Here is an 18,331-nt window from a genome sequence, read left to right on the forward strand (position 1 = left end):
TGGCCTGAAGCCTGTCGCCCGGCGCGGCTAGGCTCGTGCCCGCCCGGAAGCAGGCCACGACGAGGGGTCACCATGCGAGCTGTCGCCTACGACGAGTACGGCCCGCCGGACAGGCTGCGGATCGAGGAGATACCGGTGCCGTCGCCGGGCCCGAAGCAGGTCCTGGTCAAGGTCGTCGCGACGTCGGTCAACCTCTCCGACTGGGAGAGCCTGCGCGGGACACCGTTCTACGCGCGGCTCGGCGGGCTGCGCACCCCGGCCCGCCGCGTGCTGGGCTCGGACATCGCCGGTCGGGTCGAGGCCGTCGGCCCCGAGGTGACGCGGTTCCGCCCCGGCGATGCGGTGTACGGCGACAACCTCGGGCTCATGGGCGGGTTCGCCGAGTACGCGGTGGCACCTGAGTCAGCCCTCGCACACAAGCCCGAGGCCATGACGTTCGCCGAGGCGTCGACGCTGCCGCAGGCGGGCGCCATCGCGCTCCAGGGAACCGCGGCCGCACGCCCGGGCCGGCGCGTGCTGATCAACGGCGCAGGCGGCGGTTCGGGATCCTTCGCGATCCAGCTGGCCAAGCGCGCCGGAGCCCACGTGACCGGCGTGGACGCCGCCGGCAAGCTCGAGTACATGCGGTCTCTCGGCGCCGACCACGTCATCGACTACCGGACCGAGGACTTCACCCGGACCGGGCCGTACGACCTGGTGCTCGACCTCGTCGCCCACCGATCGGTCTTCGCGTACCACCGCGCGCTGGCGCGGGGCGGCCAATACCTGTGTGTCGGCGGACCCGTGCGGACACTGGTGCAGATCGCGACCCTCGGCCCCCTCGCCGGCCTGCTGACCGGCCGCCGGCTCGGGGTCCTCGTCGTGCGCCTGGGTCCGAAGCACTTCGAGCCGCTGACCGAGCTGTGCGCGGCCGGGCAGGTCGGCATCCGCATCGACCGCACGTACTCGCTCGACGAGGTACCCCAGGCACTGGCTCACCACGGCGAAGGCCGCGCCCTGGGCAAGGTGGTCGTCGACGTCGCGGGCAGCAGCGGGCGCTGAGCTGCCCGTCACCTGCAGTTCACCCGGCCGCGACAGGCTGGGGCGATGACCCGTCACCCGTCCGCGCGGGCTCGCGCGGACCGGCTCCGTGGCCTCCCCTCACCCTGGACGCCGATGCGGACGTCGCGGCGGTGCTCGACGCCTACGACGACGAGCTCCTGGATGGCCGCGGGTGGGACCCGATGCCGGAACCGCAGACGGCAGACGACGAACCCCAATCTCAGGGACTGGCACACGAAGCAGCTGGGCAGGCTTCCGGGGCTCAAGTTCATGCGAACGCTGTGGGTCTGTGCGGTGGCCGGCGGGCCGTTCCAGTATGCGGCGACCGAGCCCGGGAGTACCGAAATGGGTCTCGAGGAAGCGCATCGCGAACTGAAGATCGCGCCCGACGAGTTCGACGAGGTCGCGGCCGAGGTCGGTCGCACCCTTGACTTCTTCGAGGTGCCTCCTGCCGAGAAGGGCGAAGTCCTCGCCGCCTTCGCGGCCCACAAGGACGAGGTGACGACGGGCTACCAGGACGCGCACTGACAGGTTGAAGCCTGGCATCGCACTCGCCCTGCCGACACGCGTCGTGTTCGCGCGCAGCCGTAGGGCTCGTTGCCGCGCGGCGATCAGCTGAGGATGGTGGGGGCGCTCGGTCGGACCGACAGATGGCCTCGGGAGCCCGAGGTGACGGCACGCGCATGACGCTCCGCAACACGGGAGAGCCGTCAGGCTTCGCCTCGGTCGCCGCGCCGGTCGTGGAGGCCCCGATGCGACGTGCGACGAACAAGGACCTCGCACGGCTCGCGCGGATCCTCGAGGGCCCCGCGTAGACCGGTCGATGCGCGGACACGCCTCAGCCGGAGTGACCGGACCGGCCTGCTCGCGCGGCCCAGACGATCAGCGCGATCCCGGCGAGGGCGAGGATCGGCCCGATGATCGCCCACAGCGTCACGCCCGTCATCACGCTGCCCGCAAGGTAGCCAAGTCCCTGCAACGTGAACACGCAGCCGATGATCACGAGGACGACGCCGAGCGCCATCAGGCCTGACTTCACGTCTGCCTCCGAACTGTCGCGGGGCTCGGGATCGGCAGTACGACCTCCATGGGTCGCCTCCTGGTCCGGGACGCACGGTCGCTCACACCGTATGGCTCAACTGTCCCGCGCGTCGAGGTGCCCCGGTCCGGTCGTGTCGACACCGCCCTGACGCACAGACCTTTCGCTGGCGGTAAACTAACTTGAGAAGAAACCTTGCGTCTCACGCATGTTTGCCTTAGAGTCGGTCTCACCTGTTGAAAGAGCGACTTCTCATCTGGGAGTCTCTCGCACCTCTGTCGAGGAGACGCCTCATGTCTGTGCGCACGCAGAAGACCGCTCGCCGTGTTGGTACCGCCGTAGTTCTGCCGGGGATGTTCGCCGGGATGCTGATGATCGCCGGGCCGGCCACAGGCACGACGAGCCAGACCACCGGGATCTGCAACGGTGTGACGAACCAGCTGGCCCACCGGGGCAGCGTGCAGCCGAACCTGCTCAGGGCCGCGGCGCGCCAGAACGCCGAGCAGATCGCGAAGCTGCAGGCCGAACGGGCCGCGCTGGTCACCACGCAGAACAGCCTGACGGCGCAGGTCGCCGCTGCGGAGAAGGAGATCGCCGCGCTGGACGCGCAGTACGCCGCGCTGGTCGGGCAGATCGACACGGTGACGATGTCGCTGACCAAGCTGACCGCGGACAAGGCGACGCTGACCGCCGCGATCGCGACGGCGAACACCGAGCTGACCACGCTGCAGGGTCAGCGCACGACGCTGGTCAACCAGATCACCCCGCTGCAGACCAAGCTGACCGCCGCCCAGAGCGAGCTGGCCGGCCTGACCACCCAGAAGGCCGGCGTGGTCAGCAGCCTGGCCACCAAGGAGGCCGACCTGGCCGCGGCGAAGACCCGCCTGGAGAGCCTGACCAGGACGGCGACGACGGCGCAGAACGCCGTCAACGCCCAGCTGGGCGCGATCGCGCAGGCGACGCAGGAGCTGGCCGGGCTGGTCGCCCAGGGGGATGCGGCGCAGGCCGCGGTGGACGCGGCCGAGAGGGAGGTAGCCGACGCTCGGGCGGCGCTGCCGGCGCTGGAGACCGCCGCCGAGACCGCTGCCACCAATGCCGCCGCCGCGAACGCCGCGGTCGTCAGGGCAGAGGAGAACCTGCGCCTGGCCGAGCAGAGCGTGCAGACCCTCACCTTGCAGATCAGCACCATCGAGGCCGAGCTCCCCTCGCTGCAGACCGCGATCGCCGGCCTGCAGGGTGACATCGCCACCAAGAGCGCGGAGATCACCGCGAAGCAGCAGGAGATCGCCGCCGCCACCGCGATGCCGACCACCGACACGACCACGCTGCGAGCCCAGCTCGCGGCCGTCGAGACCGAGCTCGCGGAGCTGAAGAGCCAATCGGCCAAGAAGAGGGCCGAGCTGCAGGCCCAGATCGACGCGCTGAGGGCGCAGATCGCCGCCGCAGAGCAGCAGGCCGCGACCAAGACCGCGCTGATCATCGCCCTGAACGGTGACCTGACCGAGCTGCAGGATCAACTGGCTGCTCTCAACTCCCAGCTGTCGGCCAAGCAGCAGGAGAGCAGCGACCTCCAGGAGCAGCTCCCGGGCCTGCAGACCAGCCTCGCCGGCGCGAACGGGCAGGTCGCCAGCGCCACCGAGGCGCTGGCCGATGCCAAGGCCGGCCAGGCCGCCGCGAACACCGCCCTGAACGACGCCAATGCCGCGGTGACCGCGAAGAAGGCGGAGATCGCCGCACTCGAGGCGTCCCTGCCGGGGCTGATCGGTGACCTGACGGCCGCGAAGGCGGAGATCACCACCAAGCAGGGTGAGCTCAACGCCCTCGAGGAGGCTCTGCCTGGCCTCCAGGCCACCCTCGCCGCGGCGAACACCGCGGTCACCACGCAGACCGCCGAGGTGGCCACGCTGGACGGTGAGGTCGCCACGCTGATCACGACCCTGGACACGGTGAACGCCTCGATCACCGCGGCGGAGAACACGATCCTGTCCCTGCAGAACCAGCTCACCCCGCTGCAGTCCTCGCTGAACACGCTCAACCAGCAGATCAGCGAGAAGGAGGCCGCGCTGGCTACCGCCAAGGCCGACCTGTCCGCGCTCGACGCCAAGATCGTCACCGAGTCCGCGACCCTGCGGACCCTGGAGAGCGCCAAGAAGCCCAACCGCGACGCCGTCGCCGCCCAGAAGACCGTCGTCGCCGGTCTGCAGGCCCAGTACGCCGCCGTCATCGACCGCATCGCCGTCATCGACGGGGCAATCGCCCTCGGCGGCTGCCTCGCCTGACCCGGGCGCCCCCGAAGGGGCCCCGCCCAGCCAACCGGCCGGGCGGGGCTCCTTCTGCTGTCTCGGGTTGCGGCCTGAACCTTCAGTGCCCGCCGTGGCCGAGAGCCTGATCAGCGGCGGTGAGCCGGGCCTCAACCCAGGCGCGGCTCACGTCGGCGCTGGCCCTCGGGTCCATCGAGGCACGGTCGACCTCGACGATCACCCAGCCGTCCCATCCATCCGGCAGCGCCGCGAGCACAGCATCGAGGTCCATGTCTCCGAGTCCCGGTTCGCGAAACAGGCCGCGGTCGACAGCACTGTTGTAGGACGACGGTTCGGCACGGCTGGCCGCGACCACCGTGAGGTCGAGGTCCTTGATGTGGAGGTCGAGCAACCGGTCGGCATGCCGCTTCAGCATCCGCACGGGGTCGATCCCCGCCCACGCAAGGTGCCCGACGTCGAAGGAGGCGCCCAGCAGGGACGGGGGAATCGCGGCGAGGGCGCGCTCGATCTCTTCCTCGGTCTCGATCCACGTGCCCACATGGTTGTGCAGTCCGGCGCGCACGCCTTCCTGACCGAGGACTTCCGCCGCGGTTCCGAGGATGTCTATGACGCGATCCAGGCGAGAGCCGTCGAAGTCCGCCCCGACAGCCGTCTGCTCCAGAGTGCGCCGGGTTCCGGGCGCCCAGCTCATCTCGGGCGCGAGGAAGATGGTGTCCAGTCCGAAGTAGTTCGACTCCTCCGCCTTGCGGCGGATGCCGTCGTACCAGCGCACCTGCTCGGCGCTTCCCCGGGACAACAGCGCGCCGTGGTCCTCCGGCAGGGCGACGCTCGCATAGCCGGGCGCGAGGACCAGGCCCGCATCCCCCACCATCCGCTCGTACGACTGCAGAGTCTGGGTATCGAGCACCTCCATCATCACCGCGGAGAAGCCGGCGTCCCGCACCTGGGCGAGGATGCCGGGATAGTCGGCCCGGAAGGCCGGATCGGCGAAGAGCCAGAGATCCTCACTCTCCGGGTCTGACGGATCGGCCTTGATGTTGATCCATTGGATCGGGTTCAGGGCGACCCGGTCGGCGCGCAGCTTCATGCCTCCCCCTCCCCGGCGCCCTGACGCGCGTTGTAGACCGTCAGTCCGCCGGAGTCCACGGCCTGGCGGTAGGCGCTGAAGACACCGAGCGCCTCGTCTCGGAGCACGTCCTTCACGACGCGGATGCCGCGGCGCTCGAACTGCTCTGCCCAGTCGTCGCCGAGCGGACCCTCGTCGAAGGTCGTGATCTCCTCGAGCTCCGGACCTTCGCCAGCGACAACCAGGGTGCGCACTCCGGACCACATGGTCGCCCCATAACACTGGATGCACGGCCGCCAGTTGACGACGAGCTCGTGCGCGGGCATCCCGGCGCCCCCGAGGTCCCACGTTCCCGACCGGCTCTGGGCGAGCCCCAGCGCGACGACCTCCGCGTGGCCGCTGGACACCCCGCTCGCCAGCACGACATTCACACCGACCGAGACGACGCGACCGGTCTCGCTCTCGGCGACGAGGGCGGCGAACGGGCCTCCGTTCCCCTCCCGCCAGTTGCGGTCGGCCAGGCGGTGCACGAGCCGCATCCGGTCGTCCAGCTCTGGGACCAGATCCGGCACGTCGGCGAGCTCTTCCCGCACCCACGGCGGCAACGCGATGCGGTACTCGGTCGAGATGTGCTGCGCGAGCATGATCGGCTTCTTCCTGTCAGTTGGCGAGAGCGGCGGATCGCCGCGCGACGGCTCGGGCGGTGCGAACGGCGGTGACCGCACCGGTGAGGGTGGCGTTCGCGACAACCGGGGTCGGCACCGCCCCCGTGCCGGCGACGTAGAGGTTCTCGAAGCCCCAGACCCGGCCGCTGGCATCCGCGACGCTCGTGCCGTCGTCGTGCTCCCCGATCCTGACGGTGCCGGTGAGGTGCAACGACGATCCGGGCGCCAGCAGAGCCCGCTCCGTGCCGGGGTCGAATGGGCCGAACAGCTCTGCGATCTCCTGTACCCGGGCGAGCGCGCGGTCGATGAGCTCGAGGTCGGTCCGGGAGTACGCGAACTCGATGCTGATCCGCGGCATGCCCGCCGCGTCCGTCTCGGTCTCGGAGAACACCAGGCGGTTCGCGGGCCGCGACTCCACCGGAGAGTAGAACGACAGGCCCACCGAGTGCGCGAGGGGATGTCCGGTCGCGTCGACGTAGGTCGTGTTCATGATCTGCCCGTGGAACGGCTGATCCGGCCCGTTCTGCGGTATCCAGAGAGAATCGGTGCAGAACTCCCCTACCCGCGGCAGCGGAAGCGTGGTGAGGCCGAGCCCGAACCGGTCGACGTCCATGAGGACCCGCCCGGTGACGAACGCATGCTCGTTCAGGTAGCGCCCGAGTGCCCATGGCCTGATACCCGAGGCGAAGAGGAGCTGCGGCGTTCGCATCGCGTCCGCGCACACCACCACGGTGTCCGCGAGCACCTCCTGCTCCGTCCCGTCGGCGACCCGCCGGACTCGCGCGCCACGCACCCGGTCGCCGTCGACCAGCAGCTCGGTCACGAGGACGCCGGTGAGCAGCTCGAAGCGGTCGTCGCCGCCGGCTGCGATCGGCGGGAAGATCACCGACGGGCCTGTGCGGGTCATCAGGCCCTCGGCGGCCGGGACGACCGCCATGGGCATCGGCTGCGGCGCACGCTCGCTCGGTCCGGTGCCGGCCAGGTGCTCCCGCAACACGTCGAGCACGACCCGACCGGGCTCGGTAGGACCGATCGGGCCGGGATGCACGCCCAGCACGCGCCGCGCGGTCCGCAGGTCATCGGACCAGCCCTGCGGGTCGCCGTCGTCGAACACCTCTCCGCCGGCGGGCCACGGGGTCGCCGCCGTCCAGTGCACGCCCATGCCGCCGGCGTTCCACGCGATCGCCGCCGCCGGCATCGCCTCGGCGTCCTCGCCGAACGCGACCGCGTGGAACATCCCGGGCCGAAGCCCGACGACGTCGCCGACGGGTTCGCGCTCCACGCCGCCCCCGGTGTACATGCCCTGGATACCGCTCGCGACACGCTCGTTGTAGCGTTCCCACAGCTCGGGGTCCGGCACGTCGTGCAGGTGCAGTCCCGGGGTGTCTCCGATCACCGCCCCCGCGTCGACCATGAGGATCCGAGCGGTCGGGTCTGCCTCTCGGACCAGCCGGGCGACGGTCGAGCCCATGATGCCGCCGCCGACGATCAGGACGTCGGCGCTGCGAGGGTGGGTCAAGGTGGTCACTCCTATAGATGGTGGTGCGAGCCGCAGAGATGTAGGCGCGGCCTCGGTCATGCGTCGTGCACGACGGGGCCGAACAGCTGGGTGTCCATGCGGTCGAGGGCGAACTTGAGTGCCCCGATGAGCGGGCCGTCGGAGCCGAGCGAGGTGGCCCGCAGCTCGATGTCCGGGTTGCGCGCTGCCCGCATCCGGTCCCGGACGCGGGGCAACAGGACGTCCGCGGCGTCCTCCAGCCCACCGCTCAGCACGATGAGCGACGGTGCGATGGTCCAGGACAGGGTGGTGAGGATCGACACGATGTGCTCGACAAACTCGTCGACCTCGGCCAGAGCCGCCAGGTCCTCTGCCCGGGCGGCGTCCATCCGCGCCCGCGCGAACCTTCGCTGCTCATGGACCGGTGAGGTCAGCCCCGCGATGGGGTGGTCGTCGAGGGACCCGGCCAGCATCGAGGCCGCCTCGACGATCTCCCCCGCCGCTCCCTCGAAACCGCGATGCACACTGCCGCGGATGAGGATGCCCAGGCCCGCGCGGCTGCCCAGCTGCGCCCAGACGACGTCGTCGTGGTCGCTCGCCGCCCCCCGCCAGTGCTCGGCGAGTGCTCCGAGGTTCGCGTCGTTGTCCGCGAACCACGGGATCCGGATGCGTCTGCCCAGCTCAGCGGGCAGGTCGACGCCCTCCCAGTGCTCGGTGAAGACCAGCCGCCGGACGACGCCGTCGTCGTCGATGGCGCCACCGCTCGCGATGGCGCCCGCGCGAAGGCGGTCGGCAGTCCCGCCGGCATCCACCAGCGCCTCCCGCACGAGGTCGGCGGCGTCGTCGAGCGTGGACTGCGGATCGTGATACTCCCGGAGCGCGCGACGGGCGCGGCCGAGGATGTTCCCCCGCACGTCGGACACCACTGCGGCGCCCTCGAGCGTGTTCACCCGGACCGCGGCGAGCAGGGCGTGCTTCGCGCGCAGCCTGAACCGCCGGGGGGGTCTGCCCGCGCCGCCGGTCACGGGCACCCGCTCGAGCTCTTCGACCCAGCCCGCCTCGACGAGGGCGGCGAGGATGAGCTCGATCGTGCGCCGCGACAGGCCGACCTGGTCGGCGAGCACCGTCATCGTCATCGGCTCGGCAGAGACGGCGAGCGCCCGCAGCGCCACAGAGGTGTTGAGCCGGCGGATGGCGCTCTGATCCAGCCCCGCCGTCATCGCAGCCCCGTGGCGGCGACGCCCTGCACGAAGTAGCGCTGCAGGAAGAGGAACAGCACGAGCACGGGCAGCATCACCACGATCGCGCCGGACAGCATGAGTCCGTAGTCGGTGACGTTCTGCGCGGCCTGGCTCGTCGCGGCCAGCCCGACCGGAAGGGTGTAGGTCGACGTGCTCTGAGCCACCACGAGCGGCCAGATGAAGTTGTTCCATGCGGCGAGGAACGACACGATCGTGATCGTCGCGAGGGCGGGACCGGCCAGCGGCACGAAGATGCGGGAGAAGATGCGGAACTCACCCGCACCGTCGATGCGCGCGGCCTCGAGCAGCTCGTCCGGGATCGCGGACGCGTACTGCCGCATGATGAAGATCGAGATCGGCAGCGCGACGCTCGGCAGGGCGATACCGGCGAGGGTGTCGACGAGGCCGAGGTTCACGGTGATGACGAACTGCGGGACGAACGTGGCGGTGTACGGCACCATGAGCGCCGCCATGACCGCACCGAAGGCGAGCCGCTTGCCGGCGAAGTCGAACTTGGCGAGCGCGTACCCCGCTGCGGATGCGGCGACGAGGTTGCCCGCGACGACGACGGCGGCGACGGCGACGCTGTTCACGAGGTAGGTGCTGAATCCTGGTAGCGCGAACAGCCGCACGAAGTTGTCGAAGGTCACCTCGCTCGGCAGCCACGCGCCAGGAGCGGCGCGGATGTCGTCCAGACTGCGCAGGGAGCCGCTCACCACCCAGAGGAAGGGCAGCAGCGTGAGCCCGGCGGCGGCGGCGAGGGCCGCATACAGAGAAACCTCCGGCGTGCGACGCGCTCGCGTCGCAGGGCGGGCGCCCTGCTCGACGCGGACGTCGTCATGGGTGATCTCGGGCGGCGCGACGACGGTCATGCGCGGGGCCTCAACAATCTGAGCTGGATGATGCTCACCACGGTCACCATGACGAGGATGGCGAAGGATGCGGCGGAGGAGAGCCCGAACTGGCCGAATCCGAACTGATGGTACGTGTACAGCGCGACCGACTCGGTGGACCCCAGCGGGCCGCCGTCGGTGAGCAGGTAGGGCTCGTCGAACACCTGCAGGTAGAACACGGTGAGCAGCACGGAGACGAGCAGGATCGTGGGCATGAGCAGGGGCATCGTGATGTGCCACAGGCGGCGCCACCACCCCGCGCCGTCGAGGGCGGCCGCTTCGTGCACGTCCTGCGGCACGGCCTGCAGTCCGGCCAGGAACAGCACCATGGCGGTGCCGAAGTTGCGCCACACGCCAAGCAGGATCACGACCGGCATCGCCAGGTTCGGGTCGCCGAGCCAGTTCGGCCCCGCGAGTCCGAGGTTCGCGACCACCTCGTTGACCGTGCCGTTCGTGTTGAACGCGTACTGCCAGATGAGCGCGACGGCCACGACGTTGGCCACCACGGGGGCGTAGAAGATGGTCCGGAACACGCCGCGCATCCGGCGTATTCCTTCGTTCAGCGCGAGGGCGAGGACGAACCCCAGCAGCATGGTGAGCGGGACCCCGACCAGGACGAAGATCGCCGTGTTCCCGAGGGCACGGACGAACCGGCTGTCGGAAAGGAGCCATGCGTAGTTGTCGAGGCCGATGAAGTCGACCGCGAACGGGTTGCGCAGGTCGGTTCCTCGCAGGTCCGTGAGGCTGAAGCCGAGTGCCGCGATGGTCGGGATCGCCGTGTAGACGACGAACACCGCGAGGAACGGCAGCAGGAACAGCCAGGCGATGACGGAGCGGCGGCGAGCGCCGGACCTTCGCGAACGCCGGGGAAGCCGCACGCTCAGCGGCTTCCCCGACGTGGTGGTTGCGGTCATGAGCGCCCTACTCCGTCCCGGTGCCCAGGCTCTCGGCGAACGACTGGATGGCAGCCGCAGCCTGCTCCGGTGTCTGGCTCCCCTTGGCCACTGCCTCCATCTCGACGCCGAGCTGCGTCGCGATCTGCGCCCAGGTCTGCACCTGCGGGTACGTCTCGGTGCTCTGGAGCTGCTCGAAGAAGGCGTCGAGGAGTGGCTGGTCCGCGATCGCAGGGTCGTCCCAGGCGGAACGGACAGCGGGAAGCGAGGAGTACGCCTCGTACTGGGCGACCTGCGTCTCGGGCGCGGCGAGGTGGCGCAGCAGCTTCCAGGAGGCATCCTGGTTGTCGCTGTCGGCCAGCACGCCCCAGCTACCGCCCGCGATCGCGCCGACGCTGCCGCCGGCATCGCCGGGCACCATCGCGGTCGCGACGTGCTCCTGCGTCCAGCCCTCCTCGCCGGCGACGTCGTCCAGCTGCCCGATCACCCAGGGGCCGGTCATCATGGCACCCGTCCTGCCCTCGACGAAGTACGGCTGAGCGTCGAGAAAGCCGGGTGCGTCGGGGTCGGCGATCCCGGAGGTGAAGAAGGACTCGTTGTACGACAGCGCGTCGATCATCTCCGGGGTGTCGAGGGTCCACTCGGTGCCGTCGTCCGACATCGGCCGGCCCCCTGCCTGCCACAGATACTGGGTGACGTCCTGGCCGTTGTAGACGTCCCAGCCCACGTCCGCACCCAGGCCCTTCTCGGCGCCCCCGGCCTGCAGGGCCTCGAAGAACGGGATGGCCTCGTCCCAGGTGGCCGGCGCCTCCACCCCCGCGGCTTCGGCGAAGTCGGAGCGGTAGACCAGCGCATACGTGTAGGCGTACCAGGGAACGGAGTAGGCGACTGCGTCGACGACGCCGGACTCCCACGCGCCGGGGAAGAACGCGGTGCTGTCGACCAGCCCTTCGGGCACGGGGGCAAAGGCGCCACCCGCGATGAACTGGGCCTGGGACTCGGTGTAGAGCTGCGCGATGTCGGGCCCGCCGCCTGCGGCGACCGCCGACTGCAGCTTGGTCGTGTACTCGTCCGACGGGATCAGGGTGATCTGAAGATCGAGCTCCGGGTTGTCCTCCTTGAAGGAGGCGAGGACGTCGTCGAGCACGGTTGCGTCGCCGTCCGGGGCCCAGAGCTCCACGGTTCCGGTAGCGGGTCCGTCGTCGACGCGCGCTGACGCGGCGGACGATGCGGGTTCGTCGCTGCGGCCACAGCCGGAAAGCACAAGGAGGGAGATGGCGGCAGCACCGGCGGCAAGCCGGGCCGTCATGTGTCGGGAGAGTGGCACGGGGGACTCCTATCGCGAGAGTCGGTGGGGGCCGACGCAAGCAGGCAGCATTACGCTACCTAGTAGCGTTTTTGATCCCACTCGTTGTGGGTCCGTTTACCAAGGTAGGGACGGGCCGTTTCAACGGGGTTGCGCAGGAGTGAAGAATAATTTCGGCGGAGGTAGCACAATCTCGCGCCTGGCGATGACGACAGTCGGTCTAGCGCTACGCCGGTCCCACTGGCGCCACCGCCGGGTGCGCGTGGGCGACCGAGAGCAGGATCCGGGCCGCCCCGTCGCCGACCCGGGCCCAGCGGTGCCGGATGTCGGCCGGGTGGCTGATCGCCTCGCCGGCCCCCAGCCGCCAGGAGCCCTCGTGCTCCAGCGTGACCTCGACCTCGCCGTCGATCACGTAGACAGTCATCTCGCCGTCGGACTCGAACCAGCCGCCGAGGTCGGCGCCGGGCTCGACGTGGTACTCGACCACCTCCAGCAGGTGACCGGCGCCCCCGGACAGGAGCCGTCCGCTCGCCGTCCCCGGCGCGTCGGAGACCGGCAGCTCGCGACCCTCGCCGCGACGCAGCACCGTCACGCCGCGGGGTGCGCTCACCGGCGGCATGAGCTGGCTCGGCGGCAGCCCGAGCGCGTGGGCGAGCCGGTACAGGCTCGACAGCGAGGGGCTCGTCTCGCCCTTCTCGACCTGGCTCAGGAACGGCTGGCTCATCTCGCTCGCGCGCGCAAGGGCGCGCATCGAGAGGCCCGCCGCCTCGCGCGCCCGCCGGATCGCCTGCCCCACCGCGACGCGGAGATCGGCCGCGGCATCCGGATCCTGTAACACGGCCTTAACCCCTCCGGCTCGATCCTGGTCCATGCTGATAACCAATACCTATCACCTTGGTCCCGGAACGGGCCCGGGGAACAGGACCGAAGGTATCCGAACACCGGAGGAGACCGGCATGTCAGCTGCATTCCACGTTCCCGCGATCGACATCGCCCCCTACATCGCGGGCGGCACCGACGCCGACCGGGCCGACGTCGCCCGCCAGGTCGACGAGGCGGCTCGCACTGTCGGCTTCATGCAGATCCTCGGGCACGGGATCCCCCTCGAGGCCTGGGCGCGCCTCGGCCGTGCGAGCGACCGTTTCTTCGAGCTGCCGCTCGACGTGAAGAAGCAGTACCGGGCGCCTGACGGCGTCAACCGCGGCTACAGCCCGCCCAGGTCCGAGCGCCTCAGCCTCAGCCTCGGCGTCGAGAAGGCCGAGCGCATGAACGACTTCTTCGAGGCCTTCAACGTCGGCGCGACCGCCGCCGACTACGCGCACGCCGACGTCGACCCCGGCATGTACTCCGAGAACATCTGGCCCGGCGAGAGCGACACCTTCCAGGGCGACGTCGAGCTGTGGATGTCGCACGCCAGGGTCGTCGCCAGGGTCATGATGCGGATCTTCACCGACGCGCTCGGCCTGCCCGCCGGGTACTTCGACGCGTACACCGACCACTCGCTCGACGTCCTGCGCATGAACAACTACGCCCTCCCCGAGGGCGAGCGGGTCGAGCTCGACGGCGACCTCATCGGCATGGGCGAGCACACCGACTTCGGCATCGTGACGCTGCTCTGGGCCGACGACGTCAAGGGCCTCCAGGTGCTCGACGCCGACGGCGGCTGGCACGACGTCTCGCCGCTACCCGGCGCCCTGCTGGTGAACCTCGGCGACCTGACGGCGCGGTGGACCAACGAGCGCTGGAGGTCGACGCTGCACCGCGTGAAGCCGCCGGTGATCGACGGCCGCATCAAGCGGCGCCGCTCCGCCGCGTTCTTCTTCGACGGCAACGTCGACGCGGTGATCACCACGCTCCCTGGGTGCGTCGCCGAGGGCGAGACCGAGCTCTACGGCCCGATCACCGTCGGCGAGCACATCGAGGCGAAGCTCAACGGCTCCCGCGGTCTGGTGAACAACACGACCGACACGGAGCGCGAGGCCGGGCGGGTGCTGGCGAGCCGCTCCTGACCTGGTGCGGGTCCGGGCCGCGAGGCCCTACACCGTCGGGACCAGCACCGTCATCAGCTCGCCCGAGCCCAGGTGAACCAGCGCCTTGCCGGGGCTCACCTGCGACGACACGGACGAACGCGGCAGGCTCACGCCCACCAGGTCGCCGTCGAACCGGTCCTGCGGGCTGAGCAGCGCTCCCCGCCGGCTCTTCTTGACGTCGACCTGCCAGCCGGAGAACCCGCCGGCCACCTCGGAGGCGTTGCCGCCGAGGATCAGCCCGCGCTGGTTGTCGGTGGCCGTTCGCAGGTAGGCGCGCAGCCAGTTCTTGGCCGGGGCGTCGGTCACCTGCTCACCGTCGTCGACGACCAGGACCACTGGCGTGCCGTCGGGGTCGAGGTGCGGTGCAAGGTCCTCCTCGGTGACCTCCGTGCCGGTCAGCACGGCGCGCACTCCGTCCCGGCCCTCGAAGTCGCGCAGGATGCTCGGCCGCGGCGCGAGGATCACCACCTGGGTACCGCCGCGCAGCAGCGACTCCGTCATGACGGCGAGCATCGTGGACCGGCCCGACCTGGACGGGCCACCCACGAGGAACGCGGGCGCGTCGCCTGCCAGGTCCATGCCGAACGCGGTCAGGTCGTCGCCGCCGACGCCGAGCAGCGCCCACATCGGCTTGGCCGCCTCCGGGCCGACGTACTGGTAGGCGGCGTCCACGGTGATCGTGGACGGGAGGTCGTCCACCCGGAACGGGCCGGTGCCCGGCACCACGTCCTCCCGCTCCCGGATCCCGGCCGCGATCTGGCGTGCCGCAGTGGTCTGGGCCCGGCCCGCCGGGTCGTCCCCGAGGATCGCAACCTGCACCTCGAGCCCGCTGCCCGACCGGAAGCCGCGCCCGGGCAGGATCTCCTCGGGCAGCTTCTTGTGGTCGATGCCCGCCATCCCGTAGTCGAACCGGTCGGTGAGGCGCAGCACGAGGGCGTCGTCGGTCAGCACGCTCATCCGGCTCGACAGCAGGCTGCGGTCCCCGGCCACGAGCAGGTGGATACCCGCGCTCGCGCCGTCGCGCAGCAGCTCCTGGACGATCTCGACGAGCTTGCCGCTGTCGACCTCGCCGTAGGTGCTCATGAAGCTCTCCCAGCGGTCGATCAGCATGAGCACGCGCGGCAGCCGAGTGCCCGGGTCCGCGAGCTCGCGCTGTTCCGTGACGCTGGCGAAGTTCCCGGCCGCGAGGACCTGCTGACGCCGCCCAAGCTCGGCCTGCAGGCGCGTGAGCAGCCGCTTCGTCCGCTCGGCCTGCCCGCGCTGCACGACGGCGCCCGTGTGCGGCAGCTCGTTCAGCACCGTCAGCGCCCCGTTGCCGCAGTCGATCGCGTACAGGTGCAGGTCGGCCACGGGCATGGCGGTGGCCGCGGCGAACGCCGTGGTGCGCAGCGCCGTGGACCGGCCGCTGCCCGCAGCGCCGATCACGTACCGGTGCCCGAAGCTGTCCAGGTCGATCACTGCTGGACCCTGCCGCTGATCCGAGGGCGAGTCCTCCATGGCCCACCCGAACTCCGACTCCGCGGTCGGCTGTGGCAGACCGGAGAGCGGGAGCAGGTCCGGCAGGGCCGGCAGCCACGGCCGCCGCGGGACGGGCCAGCCGCCCACTCGGGCGGTCTCGCGCAGGGTCTCCACCAGGGCCGCGAGGTCGGTCTCGACGTTCTCCTGACGCTTCACCCGCGGACGGCTGGGCGGCGGGGCGCCGAGGTCGGCCACGGGCACACGCGCGACGAACGGCGGTTCCACCTGCACGACGTCGGACAGCGACAGCCGCCGTCCGCCCACGCGGGCGGACTGGAACGGGATCAACGACGTGTGCCCCAGCCGGGCGTAGGCCCGGCCGGGCTGCGACTTGGCGATCTCAGCCGCCTCGTTTGCGTCGATGACGTCCTTGGACTCACTCTTGTCCGTCATCCGCAGCGCGACCCGGAGGTTCGTGTTGGCCCGGATCTCCGGCGAGATGACACCGGACGGGCGCTGCGTCGCCAGGATCAGGTGGATGCCGAGCGAGCGGCCCCGCTGGGCGATGTTGACCAGCCCGGAGACGAAGTCGGGGAGCTCGCGGGCCATCGAGGCGAACTCGTCGATGACGATCAGCAGGCGCGGCAGCGTGGGGCCGACGTGCCCGCGGCTCTGTGCGTCGAGGTAGTCCTCCAGGTCCTTCGCCCCCGCGTCGGCAAGCACGTGCTCCCGGAAGGTGAGCTCGGCACGGAGCGAGTCGAGCGCGCGCTCCACGAGGTGGGAGTCCAGGTCGGTGACCATCCCGACGGTGTGCGGCAGCTGCTCGCACTGGCTGAACGCGGCGCCGCCCTTGTAGTCGACGAGCACGAAGTTCATCGTCTCGGGCGTGTTGACGACCGCGAGCGACGCGACGACGGTCTGCAGGAACTCGGACTTGCCCGAACCGGTGGTGCCACCCACGAGAGCGTGCGGCCCGTCGCGCACCAGGTCGAGCGCGAACGGCCCGTCCAGCGAAACGCCCACCACGGCCTCGGTGCTGCCCTTGCCCCCGTTGGAGATCATGCGCCAACGGGCCACCATCTGCCCGGCGTCGACCTCCTCGATGCCGAGCACCTCGACGAGGCGCGCGGAGTCCGGGATCAGGCCCTCACCTTCGGTGGCGGTCACGTCGTGCACGGCGGCGACGGCGCGCGCGACCGGCTCGAACCAGTCGTCGGCCACCTCGTCGACCAGCACGGACCGCAGGTCGTCGGCGTCCTGCCTGCGCAGCGTCATGCCGCCGTCCACGCGGGCGAGCGCCACGACCGTGCACTCCTCGGGCAACAGCTGCTCGTCGCCGTCCAGGCAGACGACGCTCACGCCGACGCCGGGGCCGTCGCGCAGGATGGACACGACGCCGGGCAACGCGCGCAGGCGGCGGGCACCGTCGAGCACCACGACGACCTGCGGGTCGGACATGACCTTGCTGCCGGCCCCCTCCATGGCGGCGCGGCGCTGGGTGATCAGGGAGTTCACCTCGGCGACGCGGGCGGCCAGCGTGTCCGTGGTGGTCCCGATCAGGGCGACGGCGTCCTGGCCGAGCGACGGGCGCGCGTGCGGCAGCCAGGCCGCCCACGCCCAGTCCTGCACGTGCTCGGAGCTGGTCAGGATGTAGACCTGGACGTCGCGCGGGCTCTGCAGCACGCCGAGCTGGCCCACCATCCACCGGGCGCGGCGGCGCGGCCAGTCCCCCGGGCCGGCCAGGCCGACCACCCCGGCCTCGCGCAGCGGCACCGTGACCGGCACGGACCGCACGGTCGCGCGGGTCTTGCGCCGGTGCTCCGGCTCCGCGCTGTCCTCCACCTCGACCCGGCTGGTCGCGTCGCCGAGCCCCAGCCGGACAGCCAGGTGGTCAGCATCCGTGCTGCGGCGTTCCCAGAGGCGGCGCGTCGGCGTGGTCGCGATGAGCCGCAGCTCCGCGGCCCCCGGGCTCGACACCCTGCGCCGGTGCTGCTCGCGCCGGACGGCGTCCAGCACCTCCTCCTCGAGCGCGGCTCGCTCGTCGGCGTGCTGCTTCAGCCGGTCCCGATGGGTGGTCACGCCGTTGCGCTTCTGCATCCACCAGTTGCCGAGGCCCATCAGCGGCGACGCCAGGGCGAACATCAGGTAGTACGGCTGCCGGAACACGAACGCCATCGTGATGCCCATCACCGCGGGCATCGCCATGGCGAGCCACGGCAGCGGGTTCCGGCTGGGCGCCGCCGGCTCCGCGGGCAGGCGGAAGTGCGTGGCGGGCATCGGCGGCAGCAGCCGCGGCGGCCGGTTGTAGTCCAGGTGCCCCGGCTGGGCGGCGGGCCGCAGGTCGGCGTCGGGCCGCGTGGCCGGCTGGACCGTCAGGACGCTCGGCCCGATCCGCAGCTGCGTGCCCGCAGGCCACGGCGCGTCGTCCTCGCCCAGCGGTTCCTCCAGCCGGTCCAGGTGGACCGGGCGGCCGGCGGAGCGCGGGTCCGGCAGGCGCCGCACCCGCACCGCGCCGTCGAGCGCGACGACGACGGCGATGGCGGCGAGCCCACCCTCGCGCGGCTCGTCCACACGGACGCGGCCGTCGGAGCCCACCTGCACGGTGGACTCCCCGACCCCGAGCCGGGCCAACGCGCCTGCGCCCGTCCCGCCCGTGACACACAGGTCGACGGGGCCGCCCGATGCGTCGTCCCGCGCGCCGAGATCGGCGAAGGTGACGACGGCGCCGTCCCGGATGCCCGAGTCGGCCGCGAGCGCCTCCGCGCCCGTCGGCAGGCGGTCCGCCACCGGGCGGCCGTCCACGTACATGGTGCTGCCCCGGGGAGCGCCCACCTCGGCGGCCAGACGCTCGGCCAGGTCGGACGCCTTGGTCCGCTCGTCCAGGTCCAGGGACAGGAGGGCTTCACGCGAGCCGTGGCGCGTGGTGATCAGAGCATGCAC

General features: G+C 71.2%; 15 protein-coding genes. 5 read left to right on the forward strand and 10 right to left on the reverse strand.

All coding sequences use genetic code 11. The features are described from left to right. Positions 1-72: 72 nt before the first annotated feature. The 3 genes from L1785_RS08565 (at position 73) to L1785_RS22790 (ending at position 1,856) form a co-directional block, all read left to right on the forward strand. Positions 73-1,041 carry an NAD(P)-dependent alcohol dehydrogenase gene (locus L1785_RS08565; RefSeq protein ID WP_236088793.1) on the forward strand — a complete coding sequence of 323 codons (969 nt, stop codon included), beginning with the start codon at positions 73-75 and terminating at the stop codon, positions 1,039-1,041. A 270-nt stretch (positions 1,042-1,311) separates the two neighbouring features. After that, a complete protein-coding gene (locus tag L1785_RS08570; protein ID WP_236088794.1) occupies positions 1,312-1,569 on the forward strand; it encodes a globin family protein in 258 nt (85 codons plus the stop codon). Positions 1,570-1,724: 155 nt separating this feature from the next. Further along, positions 1,725-1,856: an SRPBCC family protein gene (locus L1785_RS22790; RefSeq protein ID WP_268914996.1), complete on the forward strand. Its 132-nt coding sequence runs from the start codon at positions 1,725-1,727 to the stop codon at positions 1,854-1,856. Positions 1,857-1,879: 23 nt separating this feature from the next. Here L1785_RS22790 and L1785_RS08575 read toward each other — a convergent pair whose 3' ends face one another. Further along, positions 1,880-2,080, reverse strand: a complete 201-nt coding sequence (locus tag L1785_RS08575) for a hypothetical protein (protein ID WP_236088795.1) — start codon at positions 2,078-2,080, stop codon at positions 1,880-1,882. Between the two features lie 293 nt (positions 2,081-2,373). Here L1785_RS08575 and L1785_RS08580 point away from each other — a divergent pair, with 293 nt between their 5' ends. Continuing rightward, complete coding sequence (locus L1785_RS08580) at positions 2,374-4,359, forward strand: coiled-coil domain-containing protein (RefSeq protein ID WP_236088796.1); 1,986 nt, start codon at positions 2,374-2,376, stop codon at positions 4,357-4,359. An 82-nt stretch (positions 4,360-4,441) separates the two neighbouring features. Here L1785_RS08580 and L1785_RS08585 read toward each other — a convergent pair whose 3' ends face one another. The 8 genes from L1785_RS08585 to L1785_RS08620 all read right to left on the reverse strand — a co-directional run bounded on the left by L1785_RS08585 (position 4,442) and on the right by L1785_RS08620 (position 12,741). Continuing rightward, on the reverse strand, positions 4,442-5,428 hold the full coding sequence (locus L1785_RS08585; RefSeq protein WP_236088797.1) for a sugar phosphate isomerase/epimerase family protein: 987 nt from the start codon (positions 5,426-5,428) through the stop codon (positions 4,442-4,444). Then, positions 5,425-6,051 carry a tRNA-specific adenosine deaminase gene (locus L1785_RS08590; RefSeq protein WP_236088798.1) on the reverse strand — a complete coding sequence of 209 codons (627 nt, stop codon included), beginning with the start codon at positions 6,049-6,051 and terminating at the stop codon, positions 5,425-5,427. Before L1785_RS08590 ends, L1785_RS08585 begins: the two co-directional genes overlap by 4 nt. 16 nt (positions 6,052-6,067) lie before the next feature. Further along, positions 6,068-7,591: a GMC oxidoreductase gene (locus L1785_RS08595; protein WP_236088799.1), complete on the reverse strand. Its 1,524-nt coding sequence runs from the start codon at positions 7,589-7,591 to the stop codon at positions 6,068-6,070. Positions 7,592-7,647: 56 nt separating this feature from the next. Then, positions 7,648-8,790, reverse strand: a complete 1,143-nt coding sequence (locus tag L1785_RS08600; protein WP_236088800.1) for an ROK family transcriptional regulator — start codon at positions 8,788-8,790, stop codon at positions 7,648-7,650. Further along, positions 8,787-9,683 (reverse strand): carbohydrate ABC transporter permease, encoded by an 897-nt coding sequence (locus L1785_RS08605; RefSeq protein ID WP_236088801.1) that lies wholly within the window; start codon positions 9,681-9,683, stop codon positions 8,787-8,789. Before L1785_RS08605 ends, L1785_RS08600 begins: the two co-directional genes overlap by 4 nt. Then, positions 9,680-10,618: a carbohydrate ABC transporter permease gene (locus tag L1785_RS08610; RefSeq protein ID WP_236088802.1), complete on the reverse strand. Its 939-nt coding sequence runs from the start codon at positions 10,616-10,618 to the stop codon at positions 9,680-9,682. The genes L1785_RS08605 and L1785_RS08610 overlap by 4 nt, the downstream gene beginning before the upstream one ends. Before the next feature lie 7 nt (positions 10,619-10,625). After that, on the reverse strand, positions 10,626-11,924 hold the full coding sequence (locus L1785_RS08615) for an extracellular solute-binding protein (RefSeq protein ID WP_236088803.1): 1,299 nt from the start codon (positions 11,922-11,924) through the stop codon (positions 10,626-10,628). A gap of 205 nt (positions 11,925-12,129) precedes the next feature. Then, complete coding sequence (locus tag L1785_RS08620; protein ID WP_236088804.1) at positions 12,130-12,741, reverse strand: helix-turn-helix domain-containing protein; 612 nt, start codon at positions 12,739-12,741, stop codon at positions 12,130-12,132. A 118-nt stretch (positions 12,742-12,859) separates the two neighbouring features. Here L1785_RS08620 and L1785_RS08625 point away from each other — a divergent pair, with 118 nt between their 5' ends. Further along, positions 12,860-13,912 (forward strand): isopenicillin N synthase family dioxygenase, encoded by a 1,053-nt coding sequence (locus tag L1785_RS08625; protein ID WP_236088805.1) that lies wholly within the window; start codon positions 12,860-12,862, stop codon positions 13,910-13,912. 27 nt (positions 13,913-13,939) lie between these two features. On the opposite strand, the gene L1785_RS08630 is transcribed toward L1785_RS08625, so the two are convergent. After that, positions 13,940-18,331: an FtsK/SpoIIIE domain-containing protein gene (locus L1785_RS08630; RefSeq protein WP_236088806.1), complete on the reverse strand. Its 4,392-nt coding sequence runs from the start codon at positions 18,329-18,331 to the stop codon at positions 13,940-13,942.

The organism is Antribacter soli, assembly GCF_021568775.1.
Classification (GTDB): Bacteria; Actinomycetota; Actinomycetes; order Actinomycetales; family Cellulomonadaceae; genus Antribacter; species Antribacter soli.